Annotated in this window: 14 protein-coding genes; 11 read left to right on the forward strand and 3 right to left on the reverse strand. The window is 63.4% G+C overall.

Translation table 11 applies throughout. The features are described from left to right. Nucleotides 1-41 precede the first annotated feature (41 nt). Entirely contained in the window at nucleotides 42-2,477 is a 2,436-nt protein-coding gene (locus tag AC6EI8_RS09250; RefSeq protein WP_371558780.1) for a heavy metal translocating P-type ATPase, read from the reverse strand. 5 nt (nucleotides 2,478-2,482) lie between these two features. After that, nucleotides 2,483-2,911 carry a Cu(I)-responsive transcriptional regulator gene (gene cueR, locus AC6EI8_RS09255; protein ID WP_062799367.1) on the reverse strand — a complete coding sequence of 143 codons (429 nt, stop codon included), beginning with the start codon at nucleotides 2,909-2,911 and terminating at the stop codon, nucleotides 2,483-2,485. Nucleotides 2,912-3,149: 238 nt separating this feature from the next. Here cueR and AC6EI8_RS09260 point away from each other — a divergent pair, with 238 nt between their 5' ends. From AC6EI8_RS09260 to AC6EI8_RS09280, 5 genes are all read left to right on the forward strand, one after another. Next, complete coding sequence (locus AC6EI8_RS09260; protein WP_062799365.1) at nucleotides 3,150-3,551, forward strand: hypothetical protein; 402 nt, start codon at nucleotides 3,150-3,152, stop codon at nucleotides 3,549-3,551. A 70-nt stretch (nucleotides 3,552-3,621) separates the two neighbouring features. After that, the gene (locus AC6EI8_RS09265; protein ID WP_062799363.1) at nucleotides 3,622-4,923 is read left to right on the forward strand and encodes a TolC family protein; all 1,302 of its coding nucleotides are present in this window, start codon (nucleotides 3,622-3,624) and stop codon (nucleotides 4,921-4,923) included. After that, nucleotides 4,920-6,461, forward strand: coding sequence for an efflux RND transporter periplasmic adaptor subunit (locus AC6EI8_RS09270; protein ID WP_062799361.1), 1,542 nt, complete (start codon nucleotides 4,920-4,922; stop codon nucleotides 6,459-6,461). Before AC6EI8_RS09265 ends, AC6EI8_RS09270 begins: the two co-directional genes overlap by 4 nt. After that, nucleotides 6,458-9,628, forward strand: a complete 3,171-nt coding sequence (locus tag AC6EI8_RS09275) for an efflux RND transporter permease subunit (RefSeq protein WP_252253950.1) — start codon at nucleotides 6,458-6,460, stop codon at nucleotides 9,626-9,628. Before AC6EI8_RS09270 ends, AC6EI8_RS09275 begins: the two co-directional genes overlap by 4 nt. Next, the gene (locus tag AC6EI8_RS09280; protein WP_053821791.1) at nucleotides 9,625-9,978 is read left to right on the forward strand and encodes a copper-binding protein; all 354 of its coding nucleotides are present in this window, start codon (nucleotides 9,625-9,627) and stop codon (nucleotides 9,976-9,978) included. The genes AC6EI8_RS09275 and AC6EI8_RS09280 overlap by 4 nt, the downstream gene beginning before the upstream one ends. A gap of 399 nt (nucleotides 9,979-10,377) precedes the next feature. Here the strand turns inward: AC6EI8_RS09280 and AC6EI8_RS09285 are convergent, their stop codons facing one another. Further along, entirely contained in the window at nucleotides 10,378-11,274 is an 897-nt protein-coding gene (locus AC6EI8_RS09285) for a sterol desaturase family protein (protein WP_082371464.1), read from the reverse strand. 160 nt (nucleotides 11,275-11,434) lie between these two features. Here AC6EI8_RS09285 and AC6EI8_RS09290 point away from each other — a divergent pair, with 160 nt between their 5' ends. The 6 genes from AC6EI8_RS09290 to AC6EI8_RS09315 all read left to right on the forward strand — a co-directional run. Then, a complete protein-coding gene (locus AC6EI8_RS09290; protein ID WP_053821792.1) occupies nucleotides 11,435-12,067 on the forward strand; it encodes a cation efflux transmembrane domain-containing protein in 633 nt (210 codons plus the stop codon). Between the two features lie 78 nt (nucleotides 12,068-12,145). Further along, nucleotides 12,146-15,181 (forward strand): heavy metal translocating P-type ATPase, encoded by a 3,036-nt coding sequence (locus AC6EI8_RS09295; protein ID WP_170265910.1) that lies wholly within the window; start codon nucleotides 12,146-12,148, stop codon nucleotides 15,179-15,181. Further along, complete coding sequence (lspA, locus tag AC6EI8_RS09300) at nucleotides 15,171-15,665, forward strand: signal peptidase II (protein WP_053821794.1); 495 nt, start codon at nucleotides 15,171-15,173, stop codon at nucleotides 15,663-15,665. Before AC6EI8_RS09295 ends, lspA begins: the two co-directional genes overlap by 11 nt. After that, complete coding sequence (locus tag AC6EI8_RS09305; protein ID WP_082371465.1) at nucleotides 15,622-16,485, forward strand: helix-turn-helix transcriptional regulator; 864 nt, start codon at nucleotides 15,622-15,624, stop codon at nucleotides 16,483-16,485. Before lspA ends, AC6EI8_RS09305 begins: the two co-directional genes overlap by 44 nt. Further along, nucleotides 16,482-16,907 carry a Cd(II)/Pb(II)-responsive transcriptional regulator gene (gene cadR, locus AC6EI8_RS09310; protein ID WP_053821795.1) on the forward strand — a complete coding sequence of 142 codons (426 nt, stop codon included), beginning with the start codon at nucleotides 16,482-16,484 and terminating at the stop codon, nucleotides 16,905-16,907. The genes AC6EI8_RS09305 and cadR overlap by 4 nt, the downstream gene beginning before the upstream one ends. A 680-nt stretch (nucleotides 16,908-17,587) precedes the next feature. Beyond that, nucleotides 17,588-17,963: OmpH/Skp family outer membrane protein (locus AC6EI8_RS09315; protein WP_371558779.1), on the forward strand; the 376-nt coding region annotated here is incomplete at its 3' end.

Here is a 17,963-nt window from a genome sequence, read left to right on the forward strand (position 1 = left end):
GAGACACGGGTTGGTAGAGTCGAATTCACACATGACAATAGCTACGCCACGCGGCGTCTGAGTCGTAGCGCATTGGAGATCACTGAAACGGAACTCAGGCTCATGGCCAATGCCGCGATCATCGGCGACAGCAACCAGCCGGTGAACGGGTACAGCAACCCCGCCGCCAGCGGGATACCCAGCGCGTTATAGATAAAGGCGAAGCCCAGGTTCTGCCGCATGTTGGCGATAGTGGCCTCGGAGAGTTCGCGTGCTCGGGCGATACCGCGCAGATCGCCCTTGACGAGGGTCATCTGGGCGCTGTGCATCGCCACATCTGTGCCGGTTCCCATCGCAACGCCCACATCGGCCTTTGCCAATGCCGGCGCGTCGTTGATGCCGTCGCCCGCCATCGCAACCACGCGGCCTTCCCCTTGCAGCTTCTCGACGAGCGCCAGCTTGTCGGCCGGCTTCACTTCGCCATGAAACTCGTCGATGCCCAGGCGACCGGCTACCGCCTTCGCCGTGACAGCGCCGTCACCTGTCGCCATCACCACGCGGACCCCGGCTTGCCTGAGCGTCATCAGAGCCTCGGGCGTGCTGGCCTTGACGGGGTCGGAGACGGCAAGCAGACCGGCCAATGTTCGATCTGCCGCCAGATACATGACACTGGCGCCTTGCTGCCGCAGGGTATCCGCCTGAGACGCCAGTGGTGCAACGTCGACCTGTTCCTGCTGCATCAGGGCGGTGTTGCCCAGCACGAGCTGGTGGCCACCGACGCGGCCGCGTACCCCCATGCCCGTGTCCGAGGCGAAATCCTCCGCCTTCGCCAGGGCCAGGCCGCGCTCACGCGCGGCGGTGACGAGGGTCGCGGCTAGCGGATGTTCGCTGCCCTGGTCGAGGCTCGCGGCCAAACGAAGCACCTCGGTTTCCGTGAACGGATCGACACGATAGGCCCGTTCAAAACTCGGACGGCCTTCTGTCAGCGTGCCGGTCTTGTCCACGATCAGGGTGTCGACCTTGCGGAATTGCTCGATGGCCGCCGCGTCCCGGAACAGAATGCCCTTGGTCGCGCCATTCCCGCTGGCCACCATGATGGATGGGGTGGCCAATCCCAGCGCGCAGGGACAGGCAATGATCAGTACAGCCACCGCATTGACCAGGCCAAAGACCCAGCTCGGCTCGGGGCCGAAGACGCCCCAGGCGAAGAACGTGAGCAAGGCGATGGTTACGACCACCACCACGAACACGCCGGCGACCCGGTCCGCCATCCGCTGCATCGGCGCCTTGGAGCGCTGTGCCTGGGCCACCATCTGCACGATCTGCGACAGCACCGTCTGGGCGCCGACCTTTTCTGAGCGCATCACCAGGCTGCCCGAGGTGTTGATGGTGGCGCCGATCACGTGGTCGCCGACGCGCTTGGAGACGGGCAGAGGCTCACCGGTGATCATCGATTCGTCGATGGCGCTGGCCCCTTCGTTCACGACGCCATCCGTGGGCACCTTTTCGTCGGGCCGGACCCTCAGGAGATCGCCGACATGCACGTGCGTGAGCGGAATATCGGCCTCGCTGCCGTCCGGATTGAGGCGGCGTGCCGTCTTGGGGGCCAGGCCGAGCAGCGACTTGATGGCTGCCGAGGTCTGCGAGCGCGCCCGCAACTCGAAGATCTGGCCGAGCAACGTCAGCGAAATGATGACGGCCGCGGCTTCGAAGTAGACCGCGATCCGGCCGTGCATGAGAAAGGCGCGGGGAAACAGCTCTGGGGCAACGGTGGCGGCGACGCTGTAGACGAACGCCGTACCCGTACCCAGACCGATCAGCGTCCACATGTTCGGGCTGCGGTTTCGGAACGACTGGAGGCAGCGGACGTAGATGGGCCAGCCTGCCCAGAGGACCACCGGTGCGGACAAGACGAGTTCCACCCAGCTTTGCGTCGCGGGCTCCAGCACCCCGAGGCGGTCCCCAAGCATCACCAGCGACACGACGGCGATCGTCAGCGGCAAGGTCCACCAGAAGCGATGGCGAAACGCCGCGAGTTCGGGATTCTGGTCGTCGTCGAGGCTTGGCATGAGCGGCTCGAGTGCCATGCCGCACTTTGGGCACGTCCCGGGATGGTCCTCGCGGATTTCGGGGTGCATCGGGCACGTATAGGTCGTGCCCGGCGCCGTCTCGCCTTCATCGGGCGCCGAAACGCTTGGTGTCTCGACATAGCGCGTCGGCTCGGCCTCGAACCGCTTCTGGCAGCCGGCACTGCAGAAGAAGTATTGTGCCCCGGCATAGCTTGCCTGGTATGGCACATCCCGCATGACCGTCATTCCACACACAGGATCGCGTGCACTGGCCCCACAGACGGCAGCGCCGTGACTGGTGGAATCATGGTCTCGTCGATTCGGCGCATTTCCGCTGCCGTGCCCTACGTGCTCATCGTCTCGCGCTGCTGCCATCGCGTGATGTGAGGCAGGGTCGAGAGATTGCCGTTGTCGATCGCTCGTGGTCATCGCGCTCACTGCCTGGTTGCACGTACTGCCGCTCGATGTTTCGGCGGTTCGCCGCTGAACTCATCCAGGATCGGGCATTCGGGGCGGTCATCGCCTTCGCAATGTCGCGACAAGTACAGGAGCGTGTCACGCATGCTGGACAGTGAGGCAATGCGGGCGTCCAGCTCCTGGATTCGCTGTTCCGCAATCGCCTTTACCGTTGCACTCGCGCGCCGTTTGTTTTGCCACAACCCGAGCAACTCGCGGATCTGGGCCATCGAGAAGCCCATCGCCCGCGCTCGCCCAATGAAGCGCAGGGTATGAATGTCAGCTTGACCATACACCCGGTAGTTCCCCGCGCTGCGTGCGGCTGAAGTCACAAGACCAACGCTTTCGTAGTAGCGGATCATCTTGGCCGAGACGCCGGATGCGCCGGCGGCTTGTCCAATATTCATGATGTGCTCCTTACCTTCAATCCCTGTTGTCTCGGACACGCAACTTGAGCAAGCTGCGGGGTGGATGGCATCCAGGGTTCGATGACTCAACGATAGACCTTGCCCCGGTGGGAAGGTCAAGGACACGATCCTTCGGAAACTTGGGCCACGTTGCGAGAAGACCCGGGGCGAAAGGTCCGGTTGCATTACCCGCAAAAGACAGTATCCTTGCGACTATCACGCCCACCGCAAAGAACTCTTGCGTCACTCGGTCCGCCGGCATCCCTGGTTCGCCGGCCTCCTTCTCGTTGTGTTTCTGACAGTCCAACTGGCAGCGGCCGCGTACGCCTGTACCGGTAGCCGCTATCAGGTGGAAGGCAGCGGCACGACGGCGGCAATGACCGAATCCTGTGCCGATATGGCGGCTGGCGGTAGCGACCAAGGCACTGACCAGAGTGCGCTCTGCCTGGCGCACTGCCAGGCAGATTCCAAGAGCGCGGACCATGTTTCACCGCAGCTTCCGGCCTTCCTGCCAGTGCTGAAGAGCGTCGTGGAACCCACGCGCGTGGTCACGGCCGAGGTTCGCATCGCGCTGCGCGCCGAGGTCGAGGCGCGCGGCCCGCCGCCCCTGAACATCCTTCACTGCAGTTTTCAAACGTAGCCTCCAGATCGACGCCCATTCGGTGCTGCCCAGCTAGACTCGGGTAGCTGTCGTCGTTCACGGAGGCTTTATGCTTTTTCCTCGTCGCCTGACGCTGGCGCTGCTTTGCGCGCCTGCCTTCAGCATGGCGGTGTCGCATGCCGCGGCTGCGCAATCTGCCCCTTCTCTTTCCCTCGAGGAGACCGTCGCGCTCGCGACCACTCACGCCGGCGATGCCGAATCCTCGCGAGGCGCCGTCGAGGCAGCCGTGCAAATGGCGGTTTCCGCCGGCCAATTGCCGGACCCGGTGCTCAAACTTGGACTCAACAACGTCCCCGTGACCGGGCCGGACCAGTTCTCGCTCACGCGGGATTTCATGACCATGCGGTCCATCAGCGTGATGCAGGAATTCACGCGCTCGGACAAGCGCCGCGCCAAGGCGGCGCGCTTTGAAGCCGAGGCGACTGCCGCCGAGGCGCAGCGCGCGGTCGGACTGGCCAACGTGCAACGGAATGCCGTCGGTGCCTGGCTCGATCGGTGGTATGCCGAGCAGACCGGTGTCCTGCTAGGCCATCACGGCCATCCCCTGGACCTGGCGCTCCAGGCGGCGACCGCCGCCTATCGCAGCGGGCGTGGCACGCGTGCGGATGTCTTGGCGATGGAGCTGGAAGTCCAGAAGCTGCATGACCGCCTCGACGAAAACCGGGCCGCCGTAGCCACCGCCATGCTTAATCTGCAGCGCTGGGTCGGGCCTGCGGCTAACCGCACACTGTCGCAGCGCCCGCCGCTCGACGTACCCCAGAGCATTCAGCAACTGGCGAAAGACGAATTCGACGCGGTTCCCGAGATCGCGGCGGCACGGCGCGACGTGGCCCTGGCCGAGTCGGAGATCCAGGTGGCAACGGAGGCCAGGACACCAGATGTGACGGTCGAGCTGATGTACAGCCAGCGCGGCCCAGCCTTCTCCAACATGGGGTCGATCAACGTCAGCTTCCCGGTGCCCTGGGACCGGGGCAATCGCCAAGACCGCGACGTCGCTGCCCGGCTGGCACAGGCCAATGAAGCGCGTGCCAAGTCCGAAATCATCCGGCGCAATACCCAGGCCATGGTAGGCGCCAAACTTGCCGAGCTGCAGCGCAACCTTGAGCGGCTCCAACGCTACGACGAGAAGACCTTACCGCTCGCCAATCAGCAGGCGGAGGCAGCGCTCACGGCATACCGGGCCAATACCGGATCGCTGCTTGCCGTCGCCGAGGCCAACCATCGCGCCATCGACACAGCGGTGGAGCGGCTGACGCTGGAGGCCAGGACGGCAAAGCTGTGGGCCGACTTGACCTTCCTGATCCCGCTGCCTACCGCGCAGACCGAGCCAGCCACCAAGGAACGCAAATGAAGAAACCAGTCATTGCCGCGGTCGCCGGCGTCGTTGTCATCGGTGCCGCCCTCTATGGCGCCTACCACCTCGGCGTCATGCGCGGCACACAATCTGCGCAGACGGCCGCGCCAGGCGCGGCGTCTGCGCTCAAAGCAGGCGACACCGATCCGAACACTGGCAAGAAGATCCTGTACTGGCACGATCCGATGGTACCCGGCCAGCGTTTCGACAAGCCAGGCAAGTCCCCTTTCATGGACATGCAGCTCGTGCCCGTTTATGCGGATGGGGATGCCGGAGGCAGCGGAGGCAGCGGCGTCACGGTCGACAGCCGTGTCGCGCAGAATTTGGGCATCCGCACGACTGAGGTCAAGGCGAGCCGGATGAGCGCCGTGCTCGAGGCACCTGGCAATGTCGCCATTGACGAGCGCAGTGTCCAGGTGATCCAGGCGCGGACGAATGCCTTCGTCCAGCACGTAGCGGTCAAAGCGACCCTCGACCCGGTCCGGCGCGGCCAAGCACTGGTGACGCTGTACTCGCCCGATTGGGTGGCCGCGCAAGAGGAATATCTTGCCGTGTCCCGCATGGCCGCGGGTGGCCAATCCGACCTGCGCAGCGCGGCCAAGGCCCGCATGCTGCAGGCTGGCATGACCCCCGGCCAGGTCAGCACCGTCGAATCATCCGGCAAGCTCCAGCCTACTCTTGGCATTGTGAGCCCCGTCGACGGCCTTGTGACAGAGGTTGCGGTCCGGGAGGGCATGACTGTGTCTCCTGGCATGACCCTGTTTCGCCTGGCCGACCTGAGCCAGGTCTGGGTGATTGCCGAGGTACCGGAGGGACAAGCCCACGCCATCGCTCCGGGCCGGGCGGTCAAGGTGTCGCCGACCGGCGCAACCGAGTCAATCGTTGGCAAGGTCGATACCGTCCTGCCCGATGTCAATCCGGCCACGCGAACCATCAAGGTGCGCATTGTCCTGCCCAACAAGGGCAGGCACCTGTTGCCGGGGATGTTCGTGACGGTCCGGTTTGACAGCGGTGATCAGAAGGAATTGCTGATGATTCCGCTGGAGTCCGTCATCCGCACCGGCCAGCGCAGCATCGTCATGGTCGATGCGGGCAAGGCCGGCTTTGTGGCAACCGAAGTCAAGACCGGGCGCGAGGCCGCCGGCATGGTCGAGGTGCTGGACGGGCTGAAAGCGGGGCAGAAAGTGGTCACCTCCGGGCAGTTCCTCATCGATTCGGAAGCCAGCTTGCGTGGCACGGCCGAACGCATGAGCGCCACGACAGCGGCTTCCGCGCCGGCTGCGGCTGCGCCCGAGCACGAGGGCGTCGGGCGCATCGAGGCCGTGACGCGCGAAGGCCTGACCATCTCGCACGGGCCGATTCCCTCGGCACAGTGGGGCGCGATGACCATGGATTTCGCCGCGCCGCCTGCCGGCCTGCCGAAGGGGCTCAAGACCGGCGACCGCATCCGGTTCCGCTTCCACCTGGACAAGGATGGCCTGGCGATCCTGTCCGCAGTCGAGCCGGCCGGCACCACCCAGGGGGCCAAGCCATGATCGCCCGGCTCATTCTTGCTTCCATCCGCAACCGTTTCCTGGTCCTGCTGGTCACGGTCATGCTGACCGCCTGGGGACTGTGGGCCGTGCGCAGCACGCCGCTCGACGCGTTGCCGGACTTGTCCGATGTGCAAGTGATCATCCGCACGCCGTTTCCCGGCCAGGCGCCACAGATTGTCGAGAACCAGGTCACCTATCCACTGACCACGACCATGCTGTCGGTCCCGGGCGCCAAGACCGTACGCGGCTACTCGTTCTTCGGTGACTCGTTTGTCTATGTGCTATTCGAGGACGGCACCGACCTGTATTGGGCGCGCTCCCGCGTGCTGGAATATCTGAACCAGGTGCAATCCCGCCTGCCCGGCGCCGCCAAGCCGGCGCTGGGGCCGGACGCCACCGGCGTCGGCTGGATCTACGAGTACACGCTGGTGGACAAGACCGGCCAGCACGACCTCAGTCAACTGCGTGCGCTCCAGGACTGGTTCTTGCGCTTCGAGCTGAAATCGCTGCCCAATGTTGCCGAGGTCGCGTCCCTCGGCGGCATGGTGAAGCAGTTCCAGGTCGTCCTGATGCCGGACCGGCTACGCGCCTACAACCTGTCGCAGGGCAAGGTGCTTACGGCGCTCAAGGGCGCCAACCAGGAAACCGGCGGCTCGGTGCTGGAATTGGGCGAGGCGGAGTACATGGTCCGGGCCAGCGGCTACCTGAAGACGCTCGATGATTTCCGGCAGATCCCGCTGGTGACCAGCGACGCCGGCATCCCGGTGCGGCTGGGCGATGTCGCCACCGTCCAGCTTGGTCCCGAGATGCGGCGCGGCATCGCCGAGCTCGACGGCCAGGGAGAGGTCGCCGGCGGTGTCATCGTGATGCGCTCGGGCAAGAACGCGCTGGAAACCATCGAAGCGGTCAAAGCCAAACTCGCCACGCTGCAGAAGAGCCTGCCGGCAGGCGTCCAGATCGTCACCACGTACGATCGCTCCGCCCTGATCAACCGGGCGGTGGAAAACCTGACCCACAAGCTGATCGAAGAGTTTATCGTCGTCGCGGTGGTCTGCCTGGTTTTCCTGTTCCACCTGCGCTCCGCGCTGGTTGCCATCGTTTCATTGCCGCTGGGTGTGCTGGCCGCGTTTCTGGTCATGCGATACCAGGGTGTCAATGCCAACATCATGTCGCTGGGCGGCATCGCCATTGCCATCGGCGCCATGGTCGATGCCGCGGTCGTCATGATCGAGAACGCGCACAAGCATCTCGAGCATTGGCATGCGGATAAGCCCGGCCTGGATCTCACCGGCCATGAACGCTGGAGCGTGATCGGCGAGTCGGCGGCTGAGGTTGGACCGGCGCTGTTCTTCTCGCTGCTGATCATCACGCTGTCATTCATTCCGGTGTTCACGCTGGAGGCGCAGGAGGGCCGACTGTTTTCGCCGCTGGCCTTTACCAAGACCTACTCCATGGCCGCGGCGGCGGGCCTCTCCGTCACCCTGGTGCCGGTCCTGATGGGCTACATGATCCGTGGCAGGATCCCCACGGAGCAGTCCAATCCCCTCAGTCGGTGGCTGATTCGCGCCTATCAGCCAGTGTTGGCCAAGGTGCTCACCTACCCGAAGACCACTGTAGCGATCGCGGCAATTCTGCTCGTCGCGACCGCCTGGCCGATCATGCGAATTGGCGGCGAGTTCATGCCGCCTCTCGATGAGGGTGACCTACTCTACATGCCGTCGGCGCTCCCGGGGCTGTCCACCGGCAAGGCAGCGCAGTTGCTGCAGCAGACCGACCGCCTAATCAAGACCGTTCCCGAGGTAGCCACCGTGTTTGGCAAGGCCGGCCGCGCCGACACGGCGACCGACCCGGCGCCCATCGAGATGTTCGAAACCACCATCCAGTTCAAGCCGCGCGACCAGTGGCGTTCCGGCATGACGACGGACAAGCTGGTGGAGGAGCTCGACCGCGTGGTGAAGGTGCCCGGCCTGTCCAATATCTGGGTGCCGCCGATCCGCAACCGCATCGACATGCTCGCCACCGGCATCAAGAGCCCGGTCGGCATTAAGGTGGCGGGCACCGACCTGAAGGAAATTGACCGACTGGCCACGAGGATCGAGGATGCTGTCAAGGCGGTGCCGGGCGTCACCTCTGCACTCGCCGAACGCCTGTCCGGCGGGCGCTACGTCGATGTCGACATAGACCGGATGGCCGCCGGGCGATATGGGCTCAACATCGAGGATGTCCAGAGCATCGTGTCCTCGGCCATCGGTGGCGACAACGTCGGGGAAGTGGTCGACGGGCTGGCGCGCTTTCCGATCAATGTGCGTTATCCACGGGACTACCGCGACTCGGTGGAACAACTGCGCAGCCTGCCCATTGTCACCGACCGTGGCCAGCATATCACGCTGTCCGACGTGGCGCGCCTCCAGATGGTGCAAGGACCGCCGATGCTGCGCAGCGAAAACGCCCGCCTGTCGGGCTGGGTGTACGTCGATATTCGCGGACGTGACCTGCGTTCGGCCGTCCAGGACATGCAGGCCGCCGTGGCCAAGGCGGTCCCGATGCCAGCGGGCTATTCCCTCAGTTGGTCGGGTCAGTTCGAGTATCTGGAGCGGGCCACCGCGAAGCTGAAGGTGGTGGTGCCGTTCACGCTGCTGATCATCTTCGTGTTGCTGTACCTGGTGTTCGGCCGTCTCGATGAAGCGCTACTGATCATGGGCACGCTGCCGCTGGCGCTCATCGGCGGATTCTGGCTGCTTTACTTGCTGGGCTACAACCTTTCGGTAGCGGGGGTTGTCGGCTTTATCGCCCTTGCCGGCGTGGCAGCCGAGTTCGGCGTCATCATGCTGCTCTACCTGAAGCAAGCCTGGAGCGAACGCGAGGGCCGAGGCGAAACCAGCGTGTCCGCATTGCTGGACGCCATTCAGGAAGGGGCAGTGCTGCGGGTCCGCCCCAAGGCCATGACCGTCGCTGTCATTCTTGCCGGCCTGATTCCCATCATGTGGTCGCATGGCACCGGCTCGGAGGTCATGCAGCGCATTGCGGCTCCGATGGTTGGCGGCATGGTCACCGCGCCATTGCTTTCCCTGTTTGTTGTGCCGGCGGTGTACTTGCTGATACGCAGACGGCAGGCCGAATCTGTCTCACTTTCCACCCACCCCTCACTCCCGGAGGAATCACAATGAAATACGTCAAAACTCTTGCCATCATGGCTGCTCTCGCTGCCACACCGGCTGCGTTCGCGGCAGGGTCGATGGACGGCATGGATATGAAGGGCATGGACATGAAGCCGTCAGCCGAAACGAAGCAGGCCCCCCACCCGGTTGCGGCAGAGGTAAAGAAGATCGATGCGAAGGCAGGGAAAGTTACCCTCAAGCACGGCCCGATCGAAAATCTCGGCATGTCCGCCATGACCATGGCGTTCCCGGTCAAGGATCGCGCTTCGTTGAAGGACTTCAAGGAAGGTGATGCGGTTACCGCCGTATTCGACACGGTCGACGGCAAGCCGACAGTCGTGGACATGCAGCGCAAGTAAAACTCAGGCGGCACCACCGCTCGCATCGGGGCAGTGTGCCGCCTGCCATGGCCAAAATCCTCCGTCACGCCGCTTCGGTAGACCTCCGAATGGCGTCGTCGGGATCGAAACCGCTTTCCATGAACGTTCGGCCACAGTGAGCCGCCCACCCTTCGACCTGCCACGTGAAGTCATCGTTGTCATCGTGTTTGCCGTGGCGTTCACGGTGTGTGCTACAGGTTCGCTTGCCTGGCATTTTCGTCGCCAGATGCGCATCAAGCGCGGCCTCGAGAATGACAGATCAGGTTCGTCCACGCGACGTCGCATAACTTCAAGACGGCGCAAATAGTCCTGTCAGATCCCACCTGAGCATTCATGCTGGATGCAGCTTGCGAGCCGGTTTCACCAACGAGAGCGGCTTTAGACATCAGCATCGCGGCCCTGCGAGACGTCTTCGGTGGCCAGACGAACTTGCGGATCCGGTCGTTCAAACGGATAAATCAGTTGCTCGCCGTAGCGGTGCGGCACCGGGTCGCCTTCGATGCCGATTGCGCCCAGTGGCGCCTGCGGTTGATAGAAGGTACCGAAGAGGTGGTCCCATACCAGCCAGAACTCCCCGAAATTGACCTGCGCGTCCGCGAAGCGCTCCCGATGGTGCCAGCGATGGAGTTCTGCCACGCCTAACATATACCGCACCGGCCCCAGGCTATAGTCCAGGTTGGCATGCTGGAATGCCAGATGGACCGCCAGGATTGCGAACCAGCCGGCCACTACCTCGGCCGGCGCGCCTAGTATGCCCAGGACCAGTAAGCCCGGACCCGCCATCAGGGCTGCATGCAGCGGGTGGCGGCGTTCCCCGTTTAGCCAGTAGAGCCGCCGCGACGAATGATGAATGCTGTGCAGCCGCCACAGAAAGCCGTAGTGGTGGCTGAGCCGATGGACGGCATACAGCGACAGGTCCAGTGGCGCCCCTGCGAGTAATACCTGCAACAAGTATGGCCATTCCGCAGGCCACCATAGCTTGGGCCAACCCGTTCCTTCCCGCAGCACCACGAACCCCAGCACGGCACCGTGCATCACGGCCAAATTCACAACGGCATGGGCGACATCCGCCGGAAAGTCGAGATCCCGCTTTTGCCACCGTGCATCGAACGGGACAATGCGCTCCAGCCAAGCAACAAGAAATAGCCCGGCGGCGGCCCACAACGCCAGCCAAGCCAGCGGCGTGCCGTGGGATGGGGCGACCGAAACCCCTGTGATTACCAGGGCCATGATGGTCGGATAGGCGCCGTACCGCACCACAGAACGCGCTGTCATTGCGACTCCAGAGTTCAATTTCCTCCAGTTTCTCCAAGCGACAGACAGCTAGCTTGAATAAACATGCTGTGTGCGGGCGACGTCTTGACTCTATAGCAGGTACGGGGTGTGAAATTACTCAGATCTTCTGTGGAAACAGGCGGGTTAACAAAGGAGTTGCATGAACGACCACTTCCCCGACAAAGAACGCCTTGACCTCGACGCGAGTCAGGCGGCCGACCGCCGGATTCTGTGGCTGGTACTACTGATTAATGTCAGCCAATGTCTGGCAGGTATGGGCGTGGGCCTTTGGGCGGCGTCCACGGCGGTGCTTGGTGCGGCTCTGGACAACCTTGCCGACGCGTTGGTGTATGGCGTCAGCCTGTACGCCGTCGGCCGATCGCGAGCCATCAAGGTGCGGGCAGCGCGGCTATCGGGGTGGCTTTTGATTGGGCTGGCCCTGATGCTATGCGTGGAAGTCCTGCGCCGGTTCTTTGGCGGCGAGGCGCCATTGGGGCCGGCGATGATGGTCATGGCAGCGATCAATGCGGCGCTGAACATTATTTGCTTGCGCTTACTGAAACGCCACCGCGGGGAAGACGTCAACTTCAAGGCTTCCGCCATATTCACCAGCAACGACTCGATTGTGAATCTGGCCATTGTGTTGTCCGGAGCGCTCGTGATGTGGTCGGGCTCCAACCTGCCAGACCTGGTTCTGGGTCTGGTGGTATCTGCGATCGCCGCTAACGGAGGTCGTGAAATCCTGGTTGACGCGACAGAACATGAGGAAAAGGCCCGTTCCGAGGCAACTTAACCTCCGACCAGGAGGCAGAGCCCTTGACTCTGTATCTACTTTAGGGTGTGAAATTCTGACATATACAGAAAGAGGCGAATGATGAAACTCGACCAAGCCCATGCCGAAAGTGATGCGAGATCAACTCAAGAAAGGAAGAAGGCGGAGGACCTGAACGGCGCGACATCCGTCTTCCGCATTCCCAACATGGATTGCCGCAACGAAGAAGCGGCAATCCGTGCACGGCTTGCCAAATTGCCAGCGGTAGAGTCCCTTTCGTTCGACCTTCCCCAGCGCCGCCTCACCGTCCGGCATGGGCTACCGAACCCGGGGCCGTTGCTGGAGGCCCTCCATGAGATCGGCATGCAAGCATCGATGGAGGACGACGGCGAAGCCGCGGGCAACGCCGCTTGCGGATCCGCGTGCGCTGGATCCTGCGCCGGCAGCCAGAGCGCTGCGTTAGAAGAGTCAAAAGACACATTCACGATTCCAAACATGGATTGCCGCTCCGAAGAGGCGGCGATCCGCGCGCGGCTGGAGCCGTTGGCCGGCGTCCGGTCGCTCGAGTTCGACCTACCCGCACGCCAGCTGTCTGTCGTCCACACCTTGTCCTCGGTGGAACCCCTGCTGACGGCGTTGCAATCGATCGGCATGCAGGCAAGGCTGGGCGAAGACACAACTCCTCCGGGCGCGAATTGCGCAGCGACAACGGAGACTGCCTGCGGTCCCTGCGGCACGCCCCCCGTCTCCTTCGTCCCTGCAGCCACGGGCAATACCACGCAGTTCCTGATCACAAACATGGACTGCCCCACCGAGGAAGCTTTGATCCGCAAGCGCCTAGGCAAGGTGGAGGGCATCGAACGCCTCGACTTCGACCTGATGAATCGCCGACTGGAGGTGCAACACCGCCTGCCCGATCCGGCACCGGTCCTCGGCGCACTGCGCGAGATCGGCATGCATGCCACGGTCGAGCGCGAGGCAGGGGCAAGTTCCAAGGGACGAGCCACCTACTTGATCGAAAAGATGGACTGCCCGACCGAAGAGGCGCTGCTGCGCAAGGCGTTGGAAGGCATGCCGGGTGTCAGCAGCCTGCAGTTCAACCTGATGAGCCGGACCCTGACCGTCAGCCATTCGCTGAAGGACGAGGTGCCAATCACAGCGGCCATTGAGCGACTTGGCATGCAGCCGGTGCTGCGCGACCATAGTCGGCCTGCCCCCGCAGTCACGAGGGACTTTGGCACCGGCATTTCGAAGGCGGAGTGGCTGCGCATGGGGGCCGCCGGCGTGCTGGCGGTTGGCGCGGAAGTCCTCACATTCGCCGGGATGGGTGAATCGGCATGGCCGGTGGTGGCCGCGTCGCTGGCGGCCATTGCGTTGGGCGGTATCGAGACCCTGAAGAAAGGCTGGATCGCGCTGCGCACGCTGTCACTGAACATGAACCTCCTGATGACGATTGCCGTCATCGGTGCCGCTTTGATCGGCCAGTGGCCGGAAGCCGCCGTGGTGATCTGGCTGTTCGCCATCGCGGAGATGATCGAAGCGCTAAGCCTGGACCGGGCGCGCAACGCGATTCGCAAGCTGATGGACCTGGCGCCGGAAACCGCACTCGTCCGCCAGGACGACGGTCGCTGGCAAGAGGTCAAGGCCGAGACAGTGCCGCTTGGAGCCGTCGTGCGCGTTCGTCCCGGCGAACGTATCGCCTTGGATGGGGTCGTGGTGTCGGGCGCATCAGCCATCAACCAGGCGCCCATCACCGGCGAAAGCATGCCCGTGGAAAAGAACCCCGGCGACACGGTGTTCGCGGGCACGATCAATGAGCGCGGCACATTGGAATTCGAAGTGCACTCGCGCAAGGGAGAGACCACGCTCGACCGTATCGCGCGCTCGGTCCAGGAAGCCCAAGGCCAGCGCGCGCCGACGCAGCGTTTCGTTGATCGTTTCGCGAGCGTCTATACCCCCTCTGTCTTTGCGCTGGCGATCGCCATTGCCGTGATCCCGCCGCTGTTCTTTGGGGCGCCTTGGTTCGAATGGGTCTACAAGGCGCTGGTGATGCTGGTGATTGCTTGTCCCTGCGCCCTGGTGATCTCGACACCGGTGACGGTCGTCAGCGGCCTGGCTGCGGCCGCGCGGCGTGGCATCCTCGTCAAGGGTGGCCTGTACCTGGAGCAAGGGCGTCTGCTGCGCGCGGTGGCACTGGACAAGACTGGCACCCTTACGCACGGCCGCCCGGCGCTGACCGATACGGTACCGACGGGCGCGCTCTCGGAGACGGAAGTGCTGCGCATTGCCGCCAGCCTGGATGCGTTGTCCGAACATCCAGTGGCCACAGCTATCGTCAACGCCTACGGCGACAAGCCGCACGCCTCAGTGCAACGCTTCGAGGCTCTGGCTGGCCGTGGCGTCAAGGGCGACATCGACGGCCAGACCTACTACGTCGGCAACCACCGCCTGGCAAATGAGCTTGGCGTGGCCAGCGAGCAGGTCCGCAAGCTGCTGGAGAGCCTGGAAGCGCAGGCCAAGACAGCAGTGGTGCTTGCCACCGATAAGCAGGCACTGGGTGTCCTGGCAGTTGCCGACACGGTCCGGGACAGCAGCAAGCGTGCGGTAGCGGCGCTCAAGCAGTTGGGCGTAGAGCCGGTGATGCTTACCGGCGACAACCGCAAGACCGCGGAAGCGGTGGCCGCCCAGGTGGGCATCACCGACGCGCGCGGCGACCTGCTGCCGCACGACAAGTTGGCTGCGATCGCAGAGCTTGGCGCGAAGGCGCCGGTAGGCATGGTCGGGGATGGCGTCAACGATGCGCCCGCGCTGGCCAAATCGAACATCGGCTTTGCGATGGGCGCTGCTGGCACCGACACCGCGATCGAGACCGCCGACGTGGCGCTGATGCAGGACGACCTGCGCAAGCTGCCTGAGTTCATCAAGCTGTCGCGCCGGGTGGGTGGCGTGCTGAAGGCAAACATCGCCTTCGCGATCGGTACCAAGGCGGTCTTCATGGTGCTGGCCTTCACCGGCCATGCCAGCCTGTGGCTCGCGATTCTTGCCGACATGGGCGCAAGCCTGGCCGTGGTGTTCAACGGACTGCGCCTGCTGGGGACCAGCCCCTCCACTGAGAGTGACCACCATGCGGGCTGATCGCAGCATTGGCCTGGGTTTCGTATTGGCGGCCCTTATCGTGGCGATGGATATCGGGACGAAAGTAGCCATCGTGGCCTGGGTCGACTACGGTGCAAGCCTCGACTGGCTGCCCGTCCTCAACGTCGTGCATGTGCTGAACCGAGGTGCCGCCTTCAGTTTTCTGCACGGCGCGGGGGGCTGGCAGCGATATTTTTTCATTGGAATTGCCTTGGCGGCCTCCGCGTTCCTTGTGTACATGATTCGGCGTACTGGTACCACCGATACCGAGCGGATCAGCTACGGACTGATCTTGGGCGGCGCGTTGGCCAATATGATCGACCGGGTCGCACGCGGAGCGGTGGTCGACTGGATCGATCTTCATTGGGGTTCGTACCATTGGCCGGCCTTCAATGTGGCTGACATCGGCATCACACTCGGTGCTGCCTTGATCGTGTTCCATGAGCTCTTCGGCAGAATGCAGGCACGCCCAGCCCGCGGATGAACACGAAGCATCCGACAGGCAGCCGCTGCTGACCATCGGCCGCGGCTGGGCCATTTACATCGGACCGATAGAGGCCGGTCGGTTGCACCGACATCAAGCAGCTCAGTTGGCATGGAGCAAACAGGGGATGTTGCTCCTCGAAGGGGCCTGGGGCGGATTGCAGGCCCCGGGACATTTTCTTGCGGCCGGGGTGCCGCATCGTCTCGTAGCGGCCGGCCCGGTGCGCATGGTGTTTCTCGACCCGACCATGCACAGCGTTTGCCCTACTGGCCGTCGGCCCGCAGCCACGATGGCGCCGAGCCCCGTGCAGGCGGATATGCTGGAACATGAGCTGGACCGCTGGCTGCGAGGCGCAATGCCGTCTGAAACAGCGAATGTGTCACAACCTGCCACGGAGGCTTCGCGTTGGGCTGCGGTCCTCCAGTGGCTGGAAACGTCGCTGGAGGGACCCGTGCATGTCGCACATGCCGCCGACGCCGTAGGCCTGTCGTCCTCCCGTTTCATGCATTGGTTCGCGGAGGCGAGCGGACTGTCGTTCCGGGCGTACGTGCGTTGGTTGCGCCTGCAGCGTGCGGTGCGCACCCTCTCCGATGGTTGTACGCTCACCGAGGCTGCTCATCTCGCCGGCTTCGCCGACAGCGCGCACCTGACGCGCACCTTCGTGTCCACATTCGGAGTCCGGCCAGCGCCGCTGCGTGGCGCTCGGATTGTCTGTACGGCACAGTCCAAACCTCCATTCACACTGCACGGACTTGAATTTGTCGACACCATCCGGCATGGAGGGCGTCAGACAGGAGCCCAACAAAGGGGAAAAGCATGAAGATCGGCAAACTTGCTCAAACCGCCGGCACCACGGTGGAGACTATTCGCTTCTACGAGCATGAAGGCTTACTGCCGGCGCCGGCTCGTTCCTCTGGAAACTACCGACTCTACGCTTCCCAGCACCTTGAGCGGTTGGCGTTCATCCGCCATTGCCGCTCGTTGGACATGACCCTGAACGAGATTCGGTCCTTGCTGCGTCTCAAGGATGCGCCCCACGAGGACTGTGGAGAGGTCAACGTCCTGCTAGAAGGCCACATTCGACACGTGGCGCGCCGCATACAAGAGTTGATGGCATTGGAACGTGACCTGAAGCAATTGCGCAGTCAATGCGGTCTGTCGCGAGAGGCCAAGGACTGCGGCATTCTGGAGGGCCTTACGAAAACAGCCCATCAGACACCACAGCTGTTGGGAGAAGAGTAGGGACGCGGATCCCACGAAGGACTACAGGCAGATCCGCCTTCAGCGAACGCTTTCCTGTCGCCGGCGCTAAGCGGCATGTGCGCCACCCCAAACAGCGCAGGCGGAAGCGTTCCCGACGCGCAAGGCAGCCTCTGCCATAGCCCCGCAGAAAGGCACAGACTCCCAAGTGCGCCTCCCAAGCCGCCAAAACGTCTGCCGGGAAATGCATGCCTGCGACCAGACGCGACCAGCCAACAAGGTCCACGCCAGTTTGGGCTAGCCCCTTCTAGTGCTTCATCTAGCACTGTGTAGCTGCCATAGGGTCAAGGAAAACGCTACGCGTTTGCCGAACTTTTCTCCTGAAGTGCGGCGCGGGTGCTTTGTTCGTAGCAGGCGGCATATATGCGTGCAGCCTTGTCTTGACCCTGTAGCCACTACATGGTGTCAAATCGCACCGACATATCAGCTGACAGGCTGCCAATGAGAGGCGCTGGGCTAAAGGCGACCGGCCATATCATTGGGGCATGCCTCGGCACTGCTCTATAACCTGCCGAGCGCGGGATCCAAGCCGACCGATCCAATGTGCTGCAACATCTTCGATTTCACTACACTCGAGCCCATGAATTTCTGCATGCCAAACGCCACTCCGAGAAGTAACCGGTAACCGCCATACACTCACAAAAGGTACGGCTCCGTCGCTCATGCAAACGCCAACCCCACATCCGAAAACTCTGATAGCGGCGGCGCTGTCCGCCGCCATGCTGTGCGCGGTAGGACCGGTGCTAGCGCAGCCAGCGCGCATTGCCGTAGTCAATTCCGAACTTATTCTGCCGGACTCGTTGCCAGCCAAGCAGGCCCACAACAGGCTTGCACAGGAGTTTTCCACGCGCGACCGTGAACTGCAGGACATGGACCGGAAGACCAGGGCCTTGGCTGACAAGCTCGAGAAGGAAGCGGCCGTGCTCACAGATCTTGACCATCAGCGCCGCCAGCACGAAGTGGCCGAGCTGACCCACGAATTCCAGCGCAAGCAGCGTGGATTCCGAGAGGACTTGCAACAGCGCCGCAACGAGGAAC

The organism is Cupriavidus sp. R6-3, from assembly GCF_059772245.1.

What these genes read in the sequence shown, in the direction of transcription:
- AC6EI8_RS09250 (WP_371558780.1), bottom strand. Translation starts at nt 2,477, where the DNA reads ATGACCACGAGCGATCGACAACGGCAATCTCTCGACCCTGCCTCACAT.
- cueR (WP_062799367.1), bottom strand. Translation starts at nt 2,911, where the DNA reads ATGAATATTGGACAAGCCGCCGGCGCATCCGGCGTCTCGGCCAAGATG.
- AC6EI8_RS09265 (WP_062799363.1), top strand. Translation starts at nt 3,622, where the DNA reads ATGCTTTTTCCTCGTCGCCTGACGCTGGCGCTGCTTTGCGCGCCTGCC.
- AC6EI8_RS09270 (WP_062799361.1), top strand. Translation starts at nt 4,920, where the DNA reads ATGAAGAAACCAGTCATTGCCGCGGTCGCCGGCGTCGTTGTCATCGGT.
- AC6EI8_RS09275 (WP_252253950.1), top strand. Translation starts at nt 6,458, where the DNA reads ATGATCGCCCGGCTCATTCTTGCTTCCATCCGCAACCGTTTCCTGGTC.
- AC6EI8_RS09280 (WP_053821791.1), top strand. Translation starts at nt 9,625, where the DNA reads ATGAAATACGTCAAAACTCTTGCCATCATGGCTGCTCTCGCTGCCACA.
- AC6EI8_RS09285 (WP_082371464.1), bottom strand. Translation starts at nt 11,274, where the DNA reads ATGACAGCGCGTTCTGTGGTGCGGTACGGCGCCTATCCGACCATCATG.
- AC6EI8_RS09290 (WP_053821792.1), top strand. Translation starts at nt 11,435, where the DNA reads ATGAACGACCACTTCCCCGACAAAGAACGCCTTGACCTCGACGCGAGT.
- AC6EI8_RS09295 (WP_170265910.1), top strand. Translation starts at nt 12,146, where the DNA reads ATGATGAAACTCGACCAAGCCCATGCCGAAAGTGATGCGAGATCAACT.
- lspA (WP_053821794.1), top strand. Translation starts at nt 15,171, where the DNA reads ATGCGGGCTGATCGCAGCATTGGCCTGGGTTTCGTATTGGCGGCCCTT.
- AC6EI8_RS09305 (WP_082371465.1), top strand. Translation starts at nt 15,622, where the DNA reads ATGAGCTCTTCGGCAGAATGCAGGCACGCCCAGCCCGCGGATGAACAC.
- cadR (WP_053821795.1), top strand. Translation starts at nt 16,482, where the DNA reads ATGAAGATCGGCAAACTTGCTCAAACCGCCGGCACCACGGTGGAGACT.